The following is a 21,252-nucleotide window of genomic DNA, read 5'->3' as shown; positions in this document are numbered from 1 at the left end:
TCAATATATTAGGAGGCCATAAAGCCCCTGTAAAAACTGTATTTAATCTTCATAACAAACACAAAAACTATTTGTATAAATATATGTTGATGCAATAAATATAATCTTTTGAATTTTTTAAATAGACTGACTATATCTCGATAAAATGAATTTTTATATCTAACGTTAAAACATACGCGCAAGCATTAGTCAGATCGTAAGAAATAACAAACCAGCATGGTTAAGCACCCTCCCCCTTTGAAAATTGGGAATCAGGGGTAAAGTAAAACGAATGGTATATTTAAAACTTCCTCTTTCTAATCGGCAACCATTACATGAATCACCTGGAGCACCTACTTTTAGTGTTTTTGATATTTGCTGCAGATTAGATGTACCTTCTGCCATTCATGGCTGCGTCACTCCAGTATAATCTACAAGGACCAACTGAATACAGAGTTTACAAGAACAAATATCTGTCCATACAAGAAGGCTGTTTCAAAGAGGGGAAGCAAATTATTTGTATCATTTTATTGCGAGCAATCTTGGACAAAATGATAGGATCAGAACACGCATGAAAAAAGTTGGGCAACTTAAAACACACACTCAGTTCATCTGTCTATAAATTAATACCCTTCTGGTAAATTTATGCATGTTTCATAGATTGCAATTAGAAGCTATACTCCGTGCAATTACTATTACGGATTCTTAAATGCACTTAACACCATATATTACAAAGGGTTAATGTGTTTCTGTTTTATGTTTTCCGCATTCGTTACCGTGCAGAGTATAACAACGGACTATTGTTAACAGTAATATATAAAATGTTCATAATTCCAGTAGCCGGAAAAATAGTAGCACTACAACCATCAATAAACAATACGTACAAATACCTACAGATACTAACTAAAAATCAAATTACTTTGCTATTCCAAGCGCTCACTTAAGAAACTGTTGAGCAGTTTAAGAAAAAAACCAAGCATTGATACTGCTTGAGCAAGTTAATTTTTTATGGGAAAGCCATGCATTCCATCCCAAGAATAGTTTAGAGAAAGCATCACTAAATTAGAATCGCTCACCCCCGTATTTATATTGGCTACATTGTTGTCTTGCTGATAATCCTGCCAACGATAACTATAACTGCCTCTCAGTCTCCAGTTTTTTTCAAGCTCCCAGACAATGCCTGGAGATGCAGTAAAGTAACTACGGTTAAATTGGCTGGTTATATTATCAGTCGACTGCCCGCCGATTGATTCGCTACGTGAATAACTACTGACAAGATCCAGCACAACATGCCGGGATAATCGGTACGAATAATTGGCAAATATGGATCTGGTTTGTAGTGTTTGCCCAATGGCACTCGGATTAACCGAGTTAGAATATCCGCCAGAAAATTTGGCCAACTGGCCATTAAAATTTAAACTGATATTGGCAATACTCCCTAAAGACAACGAAGAGGCCTGTCCAGACGAACTTTGTTTGGTATCAACCCAAACTGGGCCACCGCTCGCACTGACTGCCCAATAGTGGTTAATGGTGTAATTGGTTCCCAGTTGAAAGCCAAACAGATTTTGAGTCGATGAGTCTGACCCTGTGTATTGGATATTGGAAAAAACAAGCTTTCCATTTAAAGAAAGCCGTCGACTCCATAGATGATTAGCACTCAGATTAACAGCGTAAGTATCATTACCACTGAAACCTATGTCAGTATTTGAAGCGATGCCACCTAAAGAGTTGCTGTAGCTTGTTTTGGAATATGAAGAAGCCAGGATCATTTGATCACGAGCTGTCCACTGCCAAGTCCACGAGGGTGCCACTCGATAATCTGTAGACTGACTATTAGGTACCAATATCCCGGTCTGGGTGAGTTGTTGAGCATAAGAACAGCTAACGGTATACCCGCCATTTAAACTAAAGACACTGCGCTTGGTGCGGTAAGCATTGTTTAAACCCAGATTATAATTATCACAATCCCAACGCGAATCATCGTAACGACGAATATCACCCTGCCCTTGAAAGCCAATATCCAAGGATTCTGTCTTGCGGGCGGCTTGTAAAACTGGTGTTAAAAGGTATCCAACAACAGCTTCTTTGCCAATAGTACTCAAGGCAATATTATCATTATACTGAAATTGTTGTCCCAAAGATCCTTTCAACGTCCATTCGGCTGCACTTAACTCTCTCCCGCAGCCAATACAGGCGATAACAAGCAATGTCATTATTTGGTTCCAGCGCATGCTTTTCTGAAACAAATCAAGGTACAACGATAGTATCGCCGCTTTGCAACAGGATATTCGATTCTATGTTTTTTCCATCCTCAATATCGCCATACTCGAAGGGCAAAGATTTATTACGTCCGTCTGTTTCACTCCTTAAAACGATGATGTCATTTTTTTTTGCAAATGTCGTCAAACCACCCGCCATGCTCAAGGCTTGTATAACATTTGTGGGCCTTTTCATGACGAATGCACCCGGATGAGCGACCTCGCCGGCAACATAAATTATATTACCCTCTGCAGCAAGCAGCCTGACATTTATTTGGGAGTCAGGAATAAATTTACTCAACCGTTCCCGCAGCAAGCTAACCAAGTCTTCAGTCGTTTTACCGGCAGCAGCGACGTGACCAACCAAGGGAAAAGAGATCGTACCATCCGGCAGCACAACGACCTCCTGTTTTAAGTCCTCCTCCTGCCAAACCGTAATTTCCAGCTTGTCACCTGGGTTAAGTCGATAAATATCTGCCGCAAAGGCAAAAGACTGGCTAGACAGCCAAAGTATGCAACCGAAAAAAAACACCACGGCATTGCCCCTATAATATGAAAAAATCAAACTCTTTAAGATGAATCTGGTCATTTGTTAGTAATCCGAAATCGTCGCGTTAATTTATCAACGTATGTTTTAATCGCATATTTATCGTTTCTATACGCTTGGCATTTTTAAAAACAAGCATACCTTTTCAAATAAATAATTTTCCTGCGGCATCAAGAACATCACTGATTTTAAAAATCTCTTGTAAGTATAGTTGGAAATTTAATTTCCGGACGTGAGTAGGAACGTTTTTTCGTTTCTACAACTTAGGCGATTTCTGAACAAAACTTGACTCACTAATGTATAGCTGTAGCTATACATTTTCAGATAAATAACTTCTATACCAACAGATACCACCCTTGAATGATGGTATCTGTAATGGCTTTAACCCACTATTTATTAATAGATGAGTAGTTACGATTAAAGCAATTTTTCCAACATCCGTCGCTTAAGATCAGCCCACTGATTTAGCTGATCGGCATTACCGACCAGTTGCCCACTACCTTTGATTTTCGCCAACCATAAACTGCGGCCATTAAAACTATAAACCGGTAACAAATCATTACGATCTGTCGCATAACGGATATTAGGCTTGAGGCTGTCTAATACCAAAGGTACAGCCTGAGGAGATTCAAAATAAGTCAGTACCATATGCGAGAGATTAAAATCCAATGCCTTAACATAAGTAATTCGCAGTTTACTTTCATCAACGCCAATTTCTAGTAATGTAAAATATTTGGCAATTGAAAAATCCTCGCAATCACCAGCGCCCTTGGCTAAAAATTCGAGAGGTGTCGCCCAATAGTCGTTCTTTAGCCATAAAACGGAGTCGTCGACAAAGTTGATATTACGATTAAAAAAATTATTAACCTGCTCGAGTTTATCTTGCTCTGTCATTATTTTTCCAGTGTCCATCAATTTCTGCCAACCAACAAAGCGCTGCCTCGCGGCCGAACCATATTTTTTCTCAATCTTATCCAGCATAACAGGCTGAAGTTGCAACCAACCTTCAACACTGCTTGGTTCTGAAAAAAATGCACTAATGATAAATACACTATAAAGTATAACTATAACAACAATTATAACAATAATGCGACTAGCTATAAGGTATTTAACGGCTGGCACCGGCAATCCCTATTGTCTTTAAAAAAAGATAGTCGTTATCAGCATGAACATTTTCAGCCAATACCGTAATATCCAACAAGACTCCCATTTGTTGGATAGCCTGAACAAACCGGTACTTTTTTTCGGACAGACTGATACCGTTGCCAATTTCTCTGGCAAGCCTTATAAAATCGGGGTTAAGCTTTTTTGTAAGCTCAGGTGGCATTGATTGGCTTTCAAAGCGCTTAATCATCACTCTGCCGCCCCATTGATGTACTACATCAATAAAATCAATATAGGTCTCCAAATCTTGGGCTACTGCATATGCTGAAAAACTAAATACCAGCTGTTGAGTTACCAATGGATTATTTTTAATAAGCTTTTCCAACCAAAGGCGAAAACCGATATTTTTGATGGTGTCAGTTGACAAGTTAACAGCAACAGCATGTGAAATCTGAGCGTTAAAAATATAATCCAACACCTTATTGATTACGCCTTTATCCAGATCGATAATTTTAGCGAGTTTCTCGGCAATTGAGATAAAAGGCCCAATGGCGACTAATTGGCCGCTCTTGTCATGTACTTGAGTAAAAGCTTCTTCCATGACAAGCTGTTCAGTTTGAAAACAGGTAATTTGACCAACATAAGACAGCGAATAGTCGGCATTATCAATACAATTAAAAACCAATTCCTTCCAGGCAAAAATGTCTCTGGCAAAGCTCTCGTCGGAACGAATGTAATAACTGTTTGGGCCGATTAATCGTGCCTGTTCATAAGCCTCATGAGCAGACTCCAGTATGCTTTCAGGAGTACCTATTGAATTAACCGGGGCTATACCAATATGCGTCAGGCCAGACTTGGCATATTTTTCGCCAAGTTCGAAAAAATCGTTGCTTAATGCTTTGGCAATTGATTCAATCAGCTCACTATTGGCGTTCTTGATCAACATTGCAAATTCGCCACCATAAAAACGGTAAGTTTTCATTATGGTATCTGCATGTTGTTCTTCCGAAATTTTCAATTTTTCAGCAACGGCTTGCAGAAGTTCGTCAATAATATCGTTGCCTCTCTCTCTGGCAAGATTAGGTAAGCTGTCCACTCTGATTATCATCAGATAAGCCGGACTATAAGCCATCATTAGATTCATAATATCAGTTTCGAATACCGCTTTTTTATAAAGCCCGGTTAAATCGTCACGCAATAGACTTGCACCCATTTTGTCTAACTTACTGTTAAGAGCAATAATGGTATTTTCTATTTTTTTCGACATCTTATTGATCGATACCGTGATATTTCTTACTTCAGTAGTCCATGGCAAGTTTTCTATTGTTTCAAAATGGCCGTCAGCAATGTGTAGAGCACAGTCATTAATTCTTTTTAATGATGACAATGTTATTTGCAATAACAGCACTAACAATATAATCGATAATGCAAAAGTCATTAACGAATAGTAAAACGAAGTTTTAGCCTGTTGATAGAGTTTACTATAAGCAAAAGAAGGATTTATAGTGACATACACCACACCGCGTATCATCCAGTTGTAACTTATTTCGCTTTGCGCAATAATTAAAGGCATAGGCAAATAACTGATAAACCAACTTGGTACCCCGTCAATACTTTTACCATTAGTCAAAGAGATCAACTCTTTATTATTGGCATCAACCAGACGAATTTCCTGATAATACCCCATATCGAAAATGGCGCTGACCATGGTTTTTATTATTGGATCACTAGTATCCATCATGTAGGGACTTAGCGACAAACCTAAAGAGGTTGCCGTATCTTGCGCATGACTTTGCGATTCGCCTTCCAGATAAGTCTTGATATTTTTGACACTTAATACAAAGTTGACACTAAAAAGTATTAAAAATAAGGCTGAAATTAATATTAACAGTTGTTTTGATAAGGACATTTATACACCAGAATTTATGCGCTTGGCACTAAGAATTAATGTCGAATGAAGGTCGTTGTTTAATCTGGTTACTTCCAAAAGCTTTACCAGCTTTTTAAGGTCTCTCCAACTATAGTCTTTTAGAAGTTAAGTTTCCAAATATAACAGAAAAAAGCGTTTAAAATCAATGTTATTTCATATACTAATTGGAAGTTATTTATCTAAAAGTCTATAGGTAGAAAAAATAATTATAGCGCCCAAAAAGCTTGAATCAATCATTGTGCATCCTAAATTCTTATATCCGGTTTTTTAGTTTATCACTCATCTTTTTTAACATGGGGATGTGGGATTCTAAATAGTCGTAAATCTTCGCTTCGGTTTTTGCATGATGCAACCGATCAACATATTGAGCTAAGGTGATATCCGAGAATTAATATACCCAAGTCAATATCTTCGTCAATTTGCATGAGTAATTTATAGATATCTGAGGAAGAAGAAAGGTCAGAGAAAATGAAATACAGCCTCTAACAAAGTATTTGGAGTATTTTTATTTTAGGCATAAAAAAAGCAATTACTGATTAAATCTAACTGCTTGTTTTTATTTATTATTTGATGGTTGATCGTGCGCGATTCGAATGCGCAACCATCGCATTAAAATTCCCCAACCTACTACTTTAAACTCCTTTTATCTTCCTATAATTAACAGGATAGCACACATAAAAAGTAGCTCCAAGTAGTTGTGCATCGTTCTAAGTATTTGATTGTTTTTTGGCGATGCGCATTATTTGTACACCAAAATGCGATGTTTAGCTTTGATTTAACGTGGGATCAAGACATTGCCTAAACACTTCTTACCGATATTTCAACAGCCTTAAAAAAACTCACACAGACTATTGCTTATAATAATTTCAAGAATGTTGTCAGGATCTAATCACGCCCATTAATATGAAATATTCCGGGGCCGCCTTCTTTACAATGTAATGGGAAACCGGTAGAACTCTACGTAAGCAATCTCAATGCCGATAACAACTGGTAATGGGATTGGAAAATATCAATCGACATTCTACGAAAAAACTCACTATGAACCGTACCGAACGCTTTTATCGTATTGACCAGCTACTGACTTCCCACAAGTTGCTAACCCGCCAAGCATTGTTGGATGACCTGGGCATTTCCTGGGCGACCTTAAAACGTGATCTTGCTTACCTGAAGGATCGATTCAATGCACCCATCATCTTTGATTACTCGGCTGGGGGTTACCGCTTCGATACAGCCAATGTCGGCCCAGCCTATGAGTTACCGGGGCTATGGTTCAATGCTGATGAGACCTATGCACTATTGACTATGCATCGCTTGTTGTCCGAACTGGAGCCCGGCTTACTGGCTCCGCATGTTGCCCCCTTGCTCTCTCGTTTAAACAGCATTTTGGCGCAAAATACGGTTGAGTCATCTCAAGTGATCGAACGCATACAACTCACCAGCATTGGTAAACGCCTTAAAAATCCAACTTATTTTGGTCTGGTATCACGTGCCACCTTGGCTCGACAACAACTCAATGTTCGTCATTACTCCCGAGAACAGAACCATTACACTGATCGCATACTTTCGCCGCAGCGACTGGTCTTTTATCGCAATAATTGGTACCTGGATGCCTGGTGTCATCAACGGCAGGCATTACGACGCTTCTCGGTAGATGCATTAGAAACCATTGAGCTACTTGCTGAACCGGCTCATGAGGTTTCTGATGCCGACATGGCAGCAGAATTTGCCAGTAGTTATGGTATTTATTCAGGTTCCGAAGCGCATAGCGCCCGTCTGCGTTTTTCACCGGCAGCGGCACGTTGGGTAGCTGATGAATCGTGGCATCCAGACCAGATTGGACAGTACGATACGGAAGGCTACTATATTCTGGAAGTACCTTATGCCGAGCCGACTGAATTGCTCATGGATATTTTGCGGCACGGACTGCATGTTGAGGTACTTGCCCCCCCAGCGCTACGACAAACGATCTGTGAGGTTATTCAAGGCATGACGAAGTTATACCCGGCAGCAAAATAATAAACCGGAAAAAACTTATCTTTTTTCAAAAGGCGCACTATTTGAGCCTAATGCACGCTACACTCATTTCTATTGCGGTCGAACAGCCGCAGTAAACCCATCGAACGGTTTTTATCAGCGTTAACTCATAAGGTGCTCAACACAAATGTCACATCATTCGCGTAAAATTTCTACTGTATTAGCGGCTGTTTCTTCCTTCATTTCTTACCATGATAAAGCAGATTATGAAGGGGTTATCATTGTTGTGCGCCAGAGAAACGGTCTCTATGATGCCTTTACTGGCGGTAGCGCCGATGATCCTGATTACGCCGAAGACTGGGGTGCGGCCCAATTTATTGTCGAAGCGATATTCGAGGATATGGCTGCCATGGCTGAGGACAATACGCCGCAACTACAGGTGATTGGCGGAGGCGATACACCGATGCCAGTGGAATCTGCCATTCCCCAACTAAGCGATTACCCCGAGATAATGCAAAAAGTCTACCATAAATCACTACACCCCGGCACTCGCCTTAATGACAAGGGTGAGCTTGTTGATGACCCCGGTGTTTGTCATCCCCGACTTAACGATCAAGGCAAATGGGTATCCATCTATCATCCCACAACACCCCAACCCATGTCGGCGTTTGCTGATCCGTGCAGCGCTGCCGTGATGTTACCCAATGGCCAAGCACCAGCGATCTTAAATGGCATTGACTTTCAGGCTTGGCAGTCAGCGCCCACAACTCTCGCAGGCTGGGTACACGTTGATGGGCAACTGGTTATGGATGAACCCGTCTTAGTGCCAAAACAAGGTAAAAAACTGGCAGCAGGGGTTGTAATTATGGAACCTGATGGTCGCTTTTGGCTGGTGGCTCCAACCAATGCTTTTGGTGGTTACAAGACCACTTTTCCCAAAGGTCGCCTGGAACCGGGCATGAATCCTCAGTCAACAGCAATCAAAGAGGCTTTTGAAGAAGCCGGATTGCAGGTCGAAATCACGGGACTGATCGGCGACTTTGAACGCACAATGACGATCACCCGATACTACACGGCACGTCGGCTTGGTGGCTTGCCTACCCAAATGGATTGGGAATCACAAGCAGTACTGCTGGTGCCAAAACTGCAACTGTTGAAGGTACTCAACCATGCCAATGATCATGCGGTGATTCAGGTGATGAACAAACTTAATCTTGGAGTGAACAGGAATAACGACAAAATTTTGATAGCCTCTATAGGTGGTGAAGGCGGCGGAGCAACTATTTATGGCCGCCAAACCGATAATACCTGGGCATTTTGGCGCGAAGGCTCTTCCATGGATGATGACGACATTGATATCTGGATTCCTTACCGCTCGGAGCCCGTTCCGGAACTGGATGAAGCACTACCTCCCTGGTGGATGAACGCTTACCCGACGGAAATCAATCCGTCGTTTATACATTGGTTCAGAGAGCGCTATGAACAGCACTGCAAAAACGCTTCGGTATTCCCAGAGGACTCTTACTGCAGTGATAGAGACAGAGAAAGATGGTTGGAAATTCTGTATAAAAATCAGAAAATTCAACGGCAAGAGCTATGAATCTGCTTTTAGCCGCTGTAGCTGCGGCCAACTGTTACCACCTGCCGGCTGATCAACTTGCCTACTGCCGTGCACTTGAACATCAGGAGGTCGCTCACTGTTACAGTATTCAGGACAGTGCTTTGCGCACCGAATGTCGGGCACTATTACATCAGCAGCCCACGCTATGCGATGGTGTAACAAACCCTACCGAGCGCCGACTATGCCGATCGAAAGTTGAGAATAAGGCGCGGTAACCCATGCGATTACTCATCCTTTGTCTTAATTTTTTATTAACAGGACGTTGTTATGAAAGTATTTTATACGCCAAAAATGGTTGCCGACTCTGAATCATTCTCACCCAGCGCTTCCAAACCAACGTTAGTTGTTGAGTCATGGCTGGCGCATGGCTTCACTATTGATATTAGTGAACCAAGCCCGGTAACTCTTGAACAGCTATATCGTGCGCACAAGCCGAATTATGTCGATGGCGTCTTAACCTGCCGAATAGCTAACGGCTTTTACAATCATTCCAAAGCCGTGGCAAAGTCATTGATTTACACCAGTGGTGCAATGCTTGATGCCGCCAAATCTGCTATTTTAACAGGCGATGTTGCTTGTGCTCCCGTATCGGGTTTTCATCATGCTTGTTGGAATCAGAGCGGCGGATATTGCACCTTCAATGGCCTGATGGTTACCGCATTATCCTTGCTTGATGACGGTCTGGCCAAAAAGGTTGGCATTCTGGATTGTGACCAACATTATGGCAATGGCACCGATGATATTATTGATGAGCTCGGTATTCGGGATTTAGTACATCATCATACCGTTGGTAAGCGAAGCATTATGCCAGCTGATTTTTTTATTAAATTACCTGAATTGGTCTGGTCATTTGCTGATTGTGAGATTTTACTTTATCAGGCGGGTGCCGATCCACAGATTAACGATCCGCTGGGAGGTTGGCTAACCACTGAACAGTTAAGGTTACGTGATCAGGTTGTTTTTGAAACAGCAAAAGATATGGGCTTGCCGGTTGCCTGGAATCTCGCTGGAGGCTATCAGCGCGATAAGCAGGGAACCATTCGTCCTGTTCTCGATATCCACGACAATACCATGAGAGTTTGTCTTTTTGGGCATTAATAAAGCCATTGCAATAATTAATTGCAATATCCATCGGTTACAATGGAAAGAGGCAGAGAATATCTTATTGATTTCTTTCACATTCTTTTCGGAATGAATAAATAACTGGTGTAAATTCTATTAGCAGATTAATTGCTTTCTCTGGTTTAACTTTTGAGACCAGCCAGCGACAATAAAATTTTTAAATTACCTACCTGACAATATTAAAAAAACAATGGCCAATAATAAAGCAAGATCAATCAAAATATTTCTACTTGATGGCGACCCAGATGGAGTTCGGACGGCTGAAATAGACATGTCAACCATTCAGGCCATCGCCTTTCGACGTAGCCAGTTAGCTCGTGTAAAAGATGAGTTTAAAGAGATAAGCCGCCCAGGAGTCTATCTATTGTTAGGCACGAACCCAGATGATCCTGATAGCAACATTGTCTACATTGGGGAATCGGATGATGTTGCTAGGCGTTTATATATTCATAACAGCAATCATAGACAAAAACTAGAATTCTGGACTGACACTATTGCGTTAGTGAGTAAAGATGAGAATTTAACCAAATCCCATGCCCGGTATGTTGAAGCGATATTAATCAAAGCCGCCAGTGAAAATAATCGATGGAAATTAATTAACGACCAGCAGCCAACAGAAGCAGGAAAGTTACCTCGTCCTGATGCGGCAGCAATGAATAAATTTATAGAGCAATCAAAAACGATTACAGGAACATTGGGTTGGGATCTGTTTAAGCCGGTCACGGGTCATCATTTGGCAACACAGACCGATTCTGTTCAGCCCGGCAGCACTGAAAATCTGGACAGCCCGGAATTTTCTTTTTCAGGAGGAGGATTTTCGGCTAAAGCAATTGTTTCTGGTACGACAGGAAATTGGATCATTAAAGAAAATTCTATAGCCAAGCTCCAAGCTGCGCCTAAGATTCCGGAAAGCGCTAAAAAGTACCGCAATCAACTTATAGCGGATGGAATTTTAATCGAAAATTCCGGGGGTTGGTTTTTTCAAAAGATTGTTCAGTCAAATCACCCTCGATTGCTGCGTCTATAATCTGTGGAACGGCAAAAGCTGGCCCCACTGCCTGGAAACTGCCCTCTAATAAAACCTATGCGGAATGGGATATGGAAAGGATGGCCGGCGATTCTACTGCCAGTTTCAGCGAAGCGACGCTCATTTTACCTGATATGGACCTTGCTTTGGATGAAGCCGCTTTAGACAATTAAAGCCCGATCTTTTCTAACTTTACGCTTGTTATAGACTTTCAAAAATTAAATCTCCACTATGCCTTATTTAAGGCTTATACAGATACCATCCTTTCAAGGAATGTTATCTGTATACATAGAAATTATTTATCTGAAAATCTATAGGTAGGGACTACTCATAAGGCCATTTATTTGGCCTATGCAGCCATGGGAAATTTCAGACATAAAAAAAGCACTTCGACTAATCGTAAGTGCTTGATTTATTTTATCTTTGGTGGTGGGTCGTGCGCGATTCGAACGCGCGACCATCGCATTAAAAGTGGTGTCGTTAATTTTAACCAGTTGATTTATATACAATAAAATAACCAGGATTTACCGTTGCTATCTGTATTAATCCTCTTTGATCTGTATAGAGTTACCCAAAAGTTACCACAGCCACTTTAGTAGAGAAATTCAACATTACTGATTTTAAATATCGATTAGTACCCAAAAATGCCGTTCAAAAGTAGCCATGTCTCAAATTAAAAGTACCTTACACAACAACTTGAAACAACACCTTAATCCTTATACATATATACGCAGTTTCAAGTTGTTTCGATATTTAAAAAAAGAATAAATGGGACAGCGCCAATCTGCTGTAACGGAATTGATGCCCTCTTAATTTGGCTTAAATATTGTATGGACAATGAAGCCCACTTTAGTGTGGGTGCGAATCGCGCACTTAAAACCGCAGTCATAAAACGGTTTTATTTTCACCACAATCTATTATTGTTTTCTGTCGGTAGCCTATTAGGTTTTTCCTCTGACATGAAAAATGTTGCGCGATGCCTGCCCTACGCGGCTACCCGTTAATAAAATGGTATAATAAAAAATTTATTCATGTACTTCATAGCTAAGAAGAGGAATTTTTTTTGTAACTTTTTTAATAAAATTCTGAATATTACCTACCCCCCAATTTCTAGCAACGTAGTATCCTTTGTTATCAAAAATTAATTCTGGTTCTGTATTTGGCCTGTATTTACTGTACCTTATTTCTGTTTGCGTCATTTCCTCTTTTAGTTTCAATAACTGAAATGAACAACTTCTATCATTGCTTAGAAAAGAAAACATTTCTTGATCAATTAGGTTTTTCTCATCAAGTAGATGCACAGTGCTATATCCAAGATCGGATTTTTTTATTTTATCCACCTGTAATTCACCATTATAGAAAATTGAAAGCAGGCTTCTATCTTTTTGGTTACTAGAAATACTTTTTAAGGCGGAACTTATATTGTCCCTTATATCTTTCTCTTGATCTGGATCTGAGCTTATTGCATAAAGTGCAGATAAAATTAATTTTTGATTTTTATCCCAAAACTTAGTTAATAAATCTCTTTCTTCATTCCCTATTGCCATGATTAACCCTTGTCGATGTTCTTCATCTTCATTGTTTTGTGTTGGTTGACTTAGAGCTTGTAAATATTCTTTTATAATATTTTCTGTTTTTCGGGAAATGTTTTTATTAAGAATCGGCTCAAGCAGATAATCAACTAAATTTTGATAATTTGTTTGAATATACTCTTTACATAAACATTCAGGCTCTGAAAGCTCACTAAGCTCAATACCTGATAGTGGAGTTAAATAAATATATAGATTGTTCCACGTCTTATCTTCTAAGCTTTCAAAATAATCAAAATATCTTACTGTTTGATCGCTATGTTCTTTGGATGTGACTTTATTTTCTACGATGATTCTTAACTTTTGTTGCTTGCCAGAGAAAGAAATATTTAACTCAATAAATATATCAATTCTACCAACATCCTTTATTGACATCTCTGTAAATATCTTCAGACTATTAATGGATAAATCACCTGTAATAATAGCGTCAAAAAGCTCTTTATGTTTCTGTGATTGACTGTTTTTACTCGAAATAACTAATATTTCGAGAAATTTTTTTATTGGATAAGATGATAAATCATGGCTTTCTTGATCATTAAGTAGCCATGCAATGAAGTTGCTGTGACTTAATTCCCTTCTACTGACGCCAAGGATTTCACTATATGATTTTGTACTGTAATAATTATCTAGGCGCTGTGAACCTATATCATTTTTAAATTTAATGATTTCATTTCTTATTTGGTCGATTGATAGATCATCAAAGCTTTCATCTACATCCATTTTTTCATTCATGTTTTTTCCTTAAATCTCGCCCTATCGTATTAGTTGAAGTCAGTAATATTTCCTCCACTGTTGTTTGAGTCTTTTCTGTATTGAGTAATTCTTTCATATACACTTTCTTCTTTTTAATTGCCCTCAACGAGGGTTAAAATCCCAACGCACACGATAAACCAAGCCCACTAAATCGTTTTGCACCGTATTAATGGACAATCCGTCTATTAATCAATTTATGAGATAGATTTAACAATTATTTTTGGCTGCATCAAATCTTAGCGTGCGTATCTGTGGCACTGGACTTGAAACCCTGCATTATAGGTTAATGCTATTTAATTGCTGAAAAGGCCATCTTGGTGTCCAGAAAGACAAGCCTTCATGGTATTGTAGTGAATCTGCAGGACTGGCAATATTTGACCATTTGCATCACGTTGGTAACCACCTGCAAAATTCCATGCCACAGGAAGTCTCATCTCGCGAGCAATCTCAAATACAATAACGTCTCGCTCATGCAATTGTGCTGTGGTCATCCAGCCACCGAGAGTATCATTTATATGCAGATCTGCACCTGCCTGATAAAGCACAACATCACAAGCCGAGTATAGATTTCTGAGCCTGTCAGCCAGTGTTTTCAGGAAAGAAACCGGCTCAAAGTGACTCTTTCCAGTGGTGAAATGGGTAATACGATCCTCGTTACCGAGACTTTTGATAATATCGCCAGTGCCGTTTCCGTAGTGATTATCACAATCCAGAATCCCTACCGTTTTGGCAGTTCCCAACGTAAGCAAATCAAGAGAGGTTACCACCAGACCATTAAATGTGAAGGCCCACCGCCTTTATCCCAACAGGCATGATGAAAACCGATACGGGAGCACAAGCAAAGCCGCCCGTTAAAATAGCATCCTTTACGGCATCCAGCATCGCGCCATTAGTGTAAATGAGCGAATTTGCAACTGCTTTGGATCGGTTGTAAAAGCCATTAGGTATGCGGTAAGTTAAGACGCCATCCACATAATCCGGCTTGTGCGCGCGATATAACTGTTCAGCCGTTACTGGACTTGGCTCAACAGTATCAATAGTGAAGCCATGCGCTAGCCATGACTCAACAACTAATATTGGCTTAGAAGAGCTGGGTAAGAACGATTCAGAATCTGCAACCATCTTAAGAGTATAAAATACTTTCATAACAACGTCCTGTTAATAAAAAAATTATTAACAAGGGTCAACATTCGACATTACTGGTTACTGCGCCTTGTTTTCAGTCTTGGATCGACACAGATGGCGTTCGGTAGGGTCTGTTATGCCATTACATACACTGGGTTCCTGATGCAGCAGTGCCCGACACTCTGTGCGCAACGCACTGTCCTGAATACTGTAGCAGTGAGCCACCTCATGATGTTCAAGAGCGCGGCAGTAAGCAAGTTGATCAGGCGGCAAGTTGTAGCAGTTGGCCGCAGCTACAGCGGCTAAAAGCAGGTTCATAGTGCTTACGGTTAAATTTTCTGATTTTTATACAGAATTTCCAGCCATCTGTCTTTATCACTACCGTAAGAGTCCTCTGGGAATGCCGAAGCGTTTTTGCAGTGTTGTTCATAGCGCTCTCTGAACCAGGGTATAAACGATGGATTAATTTCCATCGGATAGGCGTTCATACACCAGTGCGGCAGCGCGTCATCGAGTTCCGGAACCTGCTCTGAGCGGTAAGGAATCCAAATATCAATATCGTCAGCATCCATGGAAGAGCCTTCGCGCCAAAATGTCCAGGCATTATCGTTTTGGCGGCCATAAATAGTCGCCCCGCCACCTTCACCACCGATAGAGGCTATCAAAATTTTGTCGTTATTCTCGTTCACTTCAAGGTTAAGTTTGTTCAACGCCTGAATCACCGCATGATCATTTGCGTGATTAAGTACCTTCAACAACTGCGGTTTCGGCACCAGTATAACCGCCTGCGACTCCCAATCCATTTGAGTAGGTAATCCACCTAAGCGGCGTGCAGTGTAATATCGGGTGATAGTTGTCGAACGTTCAAAGTCTCCAATCAAGCCAGTAATTTCGACCTGCAATCCTGATTCCTCAAAAGCTTCCTTGATTGCTGTTGTCTGAGGGCTCATACCAGGTTCCACTCGGCCTTTGGGGAAAGTAGCTTTATAGCCGCCAAAGGCATTGGTAGGAGCCACGAGCCAAAAACGGCCATCCGATTCAATGACGACAACACCAGCAGCTATTTTTTTGCCGTTTTTGGGTTTCAGTGGTGGTTCATCGATTTTTTTCTGACCTTCAACATGTACCCAACCGGCCAGTGTTTCAGGCGCGGTTGTCCAAGGCTGAAAAGCAATGTCATTTATTGCGGTGGGGGATTGCCCGTTGGGCAACATAATGGCCAATTTTGTCGGATCGGCAAAGGCTGACATGGGCAAGGGATGAGTGGGATGAAAAATAGTGACCCATTCACCGTGGTTGTTAAGACGAGGATGGCAAACACCAGGGTCATCAATCAGTTCATCGTCGTCATTGTAGCGGGTATCTGGATGCAACGATTTCTGATAGATAGGTTGCATCATTTCAGGATAGCTGCTGATGTCAGGTACTGAGGATTTAACCGGAACCTGTCCCTTGTTATCTTTAACTATCTGCAAATGGGGCTTCTTCGGATCGCCCATTTCAGCGATATCATTAAGCATGGATTCCATAATAAACGGCGCTCCCATCCATTCGTCGACATATTCTGGGTCATCGGCGGTACCGCCCGAAAATATCTGATAAAGGTCATTACGCTGGCGAGCAATGATAAAAACACCTTCATAATCTTCTTTGTCGTGGCAGGACATGAAGGAAGAAACAGCCGCTAATACGGTAGAATTTTTACGTGAGTGATCTGACATCTGTGTTTGGTGCCTTATAAGTTAAAGCTAATAAAACCGTCTGACGGTGGTGATGCGGCTGTTCTACCACAATAGGAATCAGTGTAACGTGCTTCAGGCTCAAATAGTGCGCCTTTTGAAAAAAGATAAGATTTTAGAAGTTTATTGTTTTTCTGCCTGGTATAAGTTGGTCATGCCTTGAATAACCTCACAGATCATTTGCCGTAGCGCTAAGGGTTCAATTACCTCAACATGCAGGCCATGCCGCAAAATATCCATCAATAATTCAGTGGGCTCGGCATAAGGTACTTCCAAAATAAAATAGCCCTTTGCATCGTACTGTCCAATCTGATCTGGATGCCACGCTTCATCAGCCACCCAGCGTGCCGCCGCTGGTGAAAAACGTAGACGGGCGATATGCGCCTCTGAACCCGAATAAATACCGTAACTACTGGCGAATTCTGCGGCCATTTCAGCATCAGAAACCTCATGAGCCGGTTCAGCAAGTAGCTCAATAGTTTCTAATGCATCTACCGAAAAGCGCCGTAATGCGTATCTTTGATGACACCAAGCATCCAGGTACCAATTATTGCGATAAAATACCAGTCGCTGTGGAGAGAGTATGCGCTCAGTATAATGATTCTGCTCTCGAGAATAATGACGAACCTTGATTTGTTGTCGCGCCAATGTAGCACGTGATACCAAACCAAAATAGACTGGATTTTTAAGGCGTTTACCAATACTGGTAAGCTGTATGCGCTCATTTACCTGAGAATACTCAGCCGTATTTTGCGCCAAAATGCTGTTTAAACGCGACAGTAACGGTTCTACATGCGGAGCCAGTAAGCCAGGTTCCAGTTCAGACAACAAACGGTGCATAGTTAGCAGCGCATATGTCTCATCAGCATTGAACCAAAGGCCAGGTAACTCATAAGTTGGGCCTACATTGGGCGTATTAAAGCGATACCCGCCGGCCTGGTAATCGAAAATGATGGGTGCATTAAAACGATCCTTCAAGTAAGCAAGATCACGTTTTAAGGTAGCCCATGAAACCCCCAGATCATCCAGTAACGCCTGGCGGGTTAGCAACTTACTGGAAGTTAGTAGTTGATCAATGCGATAAAAGCGTTCGGTGCGGTTCATGGTGAGTATTGTAATGGGATGTTGAATTCATGTTTTCTAGCCCCATTATCCTCTTTTAACGGCATTGAGATGAACTACGTAGTGCCTGAACGAAAAAATCCATTTTCACACAATCTGCCGAAAAAACCTGTAATCAACATTACAAACCCTTAATAACCTATTAATGTAAAACATGCGTATAAAATTAAAAAACTTTTAGCAATTTTTTTACCATTTAGAAAATACCATAGGAGTTCTTCCTGACAAATTTTGACGCTTTTTTGCAGACTTCCTGGTCATTTCTCCACGCTTTTTTACATGCAATATCCGCTGTCCCTGTGTTCTTTTACATTTTTGGCTGGGCGGCGTTTTACTATATTTTTGATACATTCTTACTATATATCGATTATTATTAATTTCTTGTTTATTTTAAAAATAACAACTAACAGGTAGACATATCGTTTACAGATAGCATTCTCATTGAGCTCAACCACTCCCCTCATTGCCCCCACATGGAGAGACAATAAATGAACAAGGGGACATTTTACGTCCCCTTGTCTCTCTATTTAGCCTAAGCAACCCCACCTTAACGATGATGCTTTTTTACGATGTGAATCACTACGATTCTGACAGGTTAACAAATAAAAATGGATCTTCAACTATAACGTAGAAAAATATCATGCAAGAAAGCCACCTTTGCCTCATTTTTCATTTGCTATGACACTTAAACATCAGTCACACTTATGACCGCTGAAGACCAAGTTCCTGCATCAACAGGATGCCAAACTTGCCCATATTCAACATGAAATTCACATACTCCAATTGTAGTGTTTATATAATCACTAAACCTAGCATTAACTCCAGTAATTTTATTAAATGCATTGAGCAACATATCTAATAGCTTATCTTGTGATTTCTTTTTTCCTGCTATACCAATAAAAGCTGAAAAAGCCATATGATCAATAAAATTTACGCTTTGTGTTTGATAAACGTAAATTGTCATTACAGATTCTGGATAACGAGTAATAAATACCTGTAACACTTGGTCTACTATTTTTTGGTAGCCATGATAATCTTGAGGTAGACTATCAAGATCTACCTCAACTGTTGGCAAAGAAGCGTTAGTGCGTATAAATTTCAAATCTGAAATAGGATTATCTAGCATAGAACTTTCCATTGGAATATTTTCTGCTACTTGCTTAGCTGATATTTCAACTTTTTTAAGATAATCAACAACAGTTTGATTACTTGAAGTCTTGCTTCTATCGTTACTTCGTATTGCAATATCTAATGCTGTATTCCTATATTTATCTTTTATAAAAACATCCGCACCAAAACCCAATAGTTGTTTAATAATCGTTATATTCCCTTTTTTAGAACCAAACAAACCAGCTCCTTCCGATGCAAACATTAAGGCGGTTTTTCCACCACCATCCTGTTCATTTACTGATGGTGCAAATAATAAGGCCTGTTTCTTAGGCCAATTTGAATCTCGACAACGCATCATTTCAATTAAAGGGGTTCTTCCATATTTATCTCTTGCATTTATCGATGCATTACATTTGTCTATTAACCATTGGCAAATTTCATGTTGTTTAGATACTGCTGCCCTAATTAATGGAATATCCCCCTTATCGTTAATGATAAAATCAACATTTTTATTTTCTAATTCACAAATATTTTTGACCTCAGATAAATCACCTTTTTCTATAGCATAGAATAAATTATCTGGAAAAGTCTCCTCTTTCGATTGAAGGTCTCCTTTGCACTCAGGACATTGGGCTCCTAAACAATCTCCACAAATAAAAAAAACCTTTCTACACTTAAGACATCGTTGATGTTGTGGTCGTTTATCACCACACTTTTCAACAACATTCTTGTTACATATAGAGCATTTTTCAGAATGTTCAATAATAAACACCATATCTAAGACCTCAACTTTATGTTGTTTTTAATTGTAGAAAAACATATAACCATCAAAATTATCCTCATGTAAATTATCTTAATTGCAGTAAATTCTTCGCTACAGTACCGTGTTGTTGGATGATTTGCCAAAAATATGAATGTAAAGAATTTAAAAACTTGAACATCGAATTTTAGGTTTTCGTATCGGTCATTTCTAAAGCTGATCAATTATGATGCTTTTTTTAGTTCAAGTTTATTTAGCATACATAACAGAAAACTTTCCGCCAATTCGAGTAATTTATAATGAATTAATTGATAGTGTTGAATGCTCATAGGATATGAAGTGAGTCCTAACCATTGAAATTGTTTAGACAAAACTGCCCATGATTTTCGGATTTCATTATCACTGCCATGATCAATATCGTGACGACCCCACTTATTTCTCAAGTGCTTTATACACCAAATTAAATCACAATCGTTAGTAGTTAATGGACCACCATATTTATCAATAAAGCGAAGCTTATCTTTCCCTGCTCCTTCATAGAAGATGAAATACAAACAATCGATTACATCAGCCATCCTCCACTTGTCAGTCGCAGAAATCCAAGGTAAATCAGCAAATACGGTCATCATACAAGTTGTAGGTTTGAAGAACTCCTCTCCATTCTCAGACATTCTCCCTGCATTATTAGATAAAACTATTAGATCCAATACACGGTGAGCTTTCTGTTCTGTTCGAGCAGTTGGGCTAATCGCTACTAACGCATTTATGTCATTTTCATCTTGAGTATTCCCTCTGTAACAAAGGAGTTCTTGCTGCTGTATCAATGGTGCATTTAAAATTCTCTTGTCTTCTGGCTCATCATCATCGTCCGGCATTACTATAAAGGTACTGGTAATATCAACAATTCCAAGCATTTGATATTCTGCAAGGTTCAGACTGCTTCTTAATCGGCTTGCGATGTCAGGCACTACATTAGTAGCAAGCTTGTCTGTCGTTTGTCGTACAAATTCAGAATAGATATTTGGAACTTCAAACAAGCGAACTGATAACATCTCACGTTGAGTCATCAGGCCAATATTATTCATCTTATCTGCCAGCCTGGTTGATGTTATCTCCAAAGCTAACTCAGATTGTGCTATTAGTTGGGAATTAATCTTGTCGAAACCCATTGCGGCGACTCGGATAGATAAACTATCAAATAAGGCTGCTTGCTCATTTATCATTTTTTGAATTGCTTGATTACCCCATGTTTGTTGAAGAAGTTGAGATCTAGCAGTATTAATATGAAGGCTGTACTTCTTTTCATCATCAAGGATGCGAGCTAAGTGCTTCACTTGAGAAAACCCCTGGCAATCTATCTGAGTGCTCGCCTTAATAGCCGCAGATACGCTAGGAGGCTGTCCGAGAATAGAGAATCTACTGCGGAAAAGCCATTTCGGCCAGATCTTCCGCCCATTTTCGTTAAATAGAACAACTATTCGCCTCAAAT

General features: G+C 40.1%; 18 protein-coding genes. 6 read left to right on the top strand and 12 right to left on the bottom strand.

The window, feature by feature from the left end:
- Positions 1 to 977: 977 nt before the first annotated feature.
- The 4 genes from N7974_RS12350 to N7974_RS12335 all read right to left on the bottom strand — a co-directional run bounded on the left by N7974_RS12350 (position 978) and on the right by N7974_RS12335 (position 5,800).
- The gene (locus N7974_RS12350; RefSeq protein WP_262965912.1) at positions 978 to 2,195 is read right to left on the bottom strand and encodes a TonB-dependent receptor; all 1,218 of its coding nucleotides are present in this window, start codon (positions 2,193 to 2,195) and stop codon (positions 978 to 980) included.
- A gap of 34 nt (positions 2,196 to 2,229) precedes the next feature.
- Positions 2,230 to 2,829: a polysaccharide biosynthesis/export family protein gene (locus N7974_RS12345; RefSeq protein ID WP_262965911.1), complete on the bottom strand. Its 600-nt coding sequence runs from the start codon at positions 2,827 to 2,829 to the stop codon at positions 2,230 to 2,232.
- 375 nt (positions 2,830 to 3,204) lie between these two features.
- Positions 3,205 to 3,909, bottom strand: coding sequence for a transglutaminase-like cysteine peptidase (locus tag N7974_RS12340; protein ID WP_262965910.1), 705 nt, complete (start codon positions 3,907 to 3,909; stop codon positions 3,205 to 3,207).
- Positions 3,896 to 5,800 carry a bifunctional diguanylate cyclase/phosphodiesterase gene (locus tag N7974_RS12335; RefSeq protein WP_262965909.1) on the bottom strand — a complete coding sequence of 635 codons (1,905 nt, stop codon included), beginning with the start codon at positions 5,798 to 5,800 and terminating at the stop codon, positions 3,896 to 3,898. The genes N7974_RS12340 and N7974_RS12335 overlap by 14 nt, the downstream gene beginning before the upstream one ends.
- Positions 5,801 to 6,859: 1,059 nt before the next feature.
- Here N7974_RS12335 and N7974_RS12330 point away from each other — a divergent pair.
- The 6 genes from N7974_RS12330 (at position 6,860) to N7974_RS20770 (ending at position 11,738) form a co-directional block, all read left to right on the top strand.
- Positions 6,860 to 7,837: a helix-turn-helix transcriptional regulator gene (locus tag N7974_RS12330; RefSeq protein ID WP_262965908.1), complete on the top strand. Its 978-nt coding sequence runs from the start codon at positions 6,860 to 6,862 to the stop codon at positions 7,835 to 7,837.
- Between the two features lie 145 nt (positions 7,838 to 7,982).
- Positions 7,983 to 9,395, top strand: a complete 1,413-nt coding sequence (locus N7974_RS12325) for an NUDIX hydrolase (protein WP_262965907.1) — start codon at positions 7,983 to 7,985, stop codon at positions 9,393 to 9,395.
- Entirely contained in the window at positions 9,392 to 9,631 is a 240-nt protein-coding gene (locus N7974_RS12320; RefSeq protein WP_262965906.1) for a hypothetical protein, read from the top strand. Before N7974_RS12325 ends, N7974_RS12320 begins: the two co-directional genes overlap by 4 nt.
- A 52-nt stretch (positions 9,632 to 9,683) precedes the next feature.
- Positions 9,684 to 10,514 (top strand): arginase family protein, encoded by an 831-nt coding sequence (locus N7974_RS12315; protein ID WP_262965905.1) that lies wholly within the window; start codon positions 9,684 to 9,686, stop codon positions 10,512 to 10,514.
- Positions 10,515 to 10,728: 214 nt separating this feature from the next.
- The gene (locus tag N7974_RS12310; RefSeq protein ID WP_262965904.1) at positions 10,729 to 11,565 is read left to right on the top strand and encodes a GIY-YIG nuclease family protein; all 837 of its coding nucleotides are present in this window, start codon (positions 10,729 to 10,731) and stop codon (positions 11,563 to 11,565) included.
- Complete coding sequence (locus tag N7974_RS20770; RefSeq protein ID WP_394813116.1) at positions 11,511 to 11,738, top strand: DUF4357 domain-containing protein; 228 nt, start codon at positions 11,511 to 11,513, stop codon at positions 11,736 to 11,738. The genes N7974_RS12310 and N7974_RS20770 overlap by 55 nt, the downstream gene beginning before the upstream one ends.
- Positions 11,739 to 12,590: 852 nt before the next feature.
- Here N7974_RS20770 and N7974_RS12305 read toward each other — a convergent pair.
- From N7974_RS12305 to N7974_RS12270, 8 genes are all read right to left on the bottom strand, one after another.
- Positions 12,591 to 13,886, bottom strand: a complete 1,296-nt coding sequence (locus tag N7974_RS12305; RefSeq protein ID WP_262965903.1) for a PDDEXK-like family protein — start codon at positions 13,884 to 13,886, stop codon at positions 12,591 to 12,593.
- A gap of 314 nt (positions 13,887 to 14,200) precedes the next feature.
- Entirely contained in the window at positions 14,201 to 14,674 is a 474-nt protein-coding gene (locus N7974_RS12300) for an arginase family protein (protein ID WP_262965902.1), read from the bottom strand.
- A 7-nt stretch (positions 14,675 to 14,681) separates the two neighbouring features.
- On the bottom strand, positions 14,682 to 15,053 hold the full coding sequence (locus N7974_RS12295) for an arginase family protein (RefSeq protein ID WP_262965901.1): 372 nt from the start codon (positions 15,051 to 15,053) through the stop codon (positions 14,682 to 14,684).
- 57 nt (positions 15,054 to 15,110) lie between these two features.
- Positions 15,111 to 15,350 carry a hypothetical protein gene (locus tag N7974_RS12290; RefSeq protein WP_262965900.1) on the bottom strand — a complete coding sequence of 80 codons (240 nt, stop codon included), beginning with the start codon at positions 15,348 to 15,350 and terminating at the stop codon, positions 15,111 to 15,113.
- A gap of 11 nt (positions 15,351 to 15,361) precedes the next feature.
- Positions 15,362 to 16,753 (bottom strand): NUDIX hydrolase, encoded by a 1,392-nt coding sequence (locus N7974_RS12285; protein WP_262965899.1) that lies wholly within the window; start codon positions 16,751 to 16,753, stop codon positions 15,362 to 15,364.
- Positions 16,754 to 16,894: 141 nt separating this feature from the next.
- Positions 16,895 to 17,875, bottom strand: a complete 981-nt coding sequence (locus N7974_RS12280) for a helix-turn-helix transcriptional regulator (protein WP_262965898.1) — start codon at positions 17,873 to 17,875, stop codon at positions 16,895 to 16,897.
- Positions 17,876 to 18,578: 703 nt separating this feature from the next.
- Positions 18,579 to 19,778 (bottom strand): ankyrin repeat domain-containing protein, encoded by a 1,200-nt coding sequence (locus N7974_RS12275; protein WP_262965897.1) that lies wholly within the window; start codon positions 19,776 to 19,778, stop codon positions 18,579 to 18,581.
- A 209-nt stretch (positions 19,779 to 19,987) separates the two neighbouring features.
- Positions 19,988 to 21,097: a hypothetical protein gene (locus N7974_RS12270; protein ID WP_262965896.1), complete on the bottom strand. Its 1,110-nt coding sequence runs from the start codon at positions 21,095 to 21,097 to the stop codon at positions 19,988 to 19,990.
- Between the last annotated feature and the right edge of the window lie 155 nt (positions 21,098 to 21,252).

The sequence above is a fragment of the Methylobacter psychrophilus genome (assembly GCF_025583945.1).
GTDB lineage: Bacteria > Pseudomonadota > Gammaproteobacteria > Methylococcales > Methylomonadaceae > Methylobacter_C > Methylobacter_C psychrophilus.
Note: the sequence above shows the minus strand (reverse complement) of the source record. Positions and strands in the feature narration are given on the sequence as shown.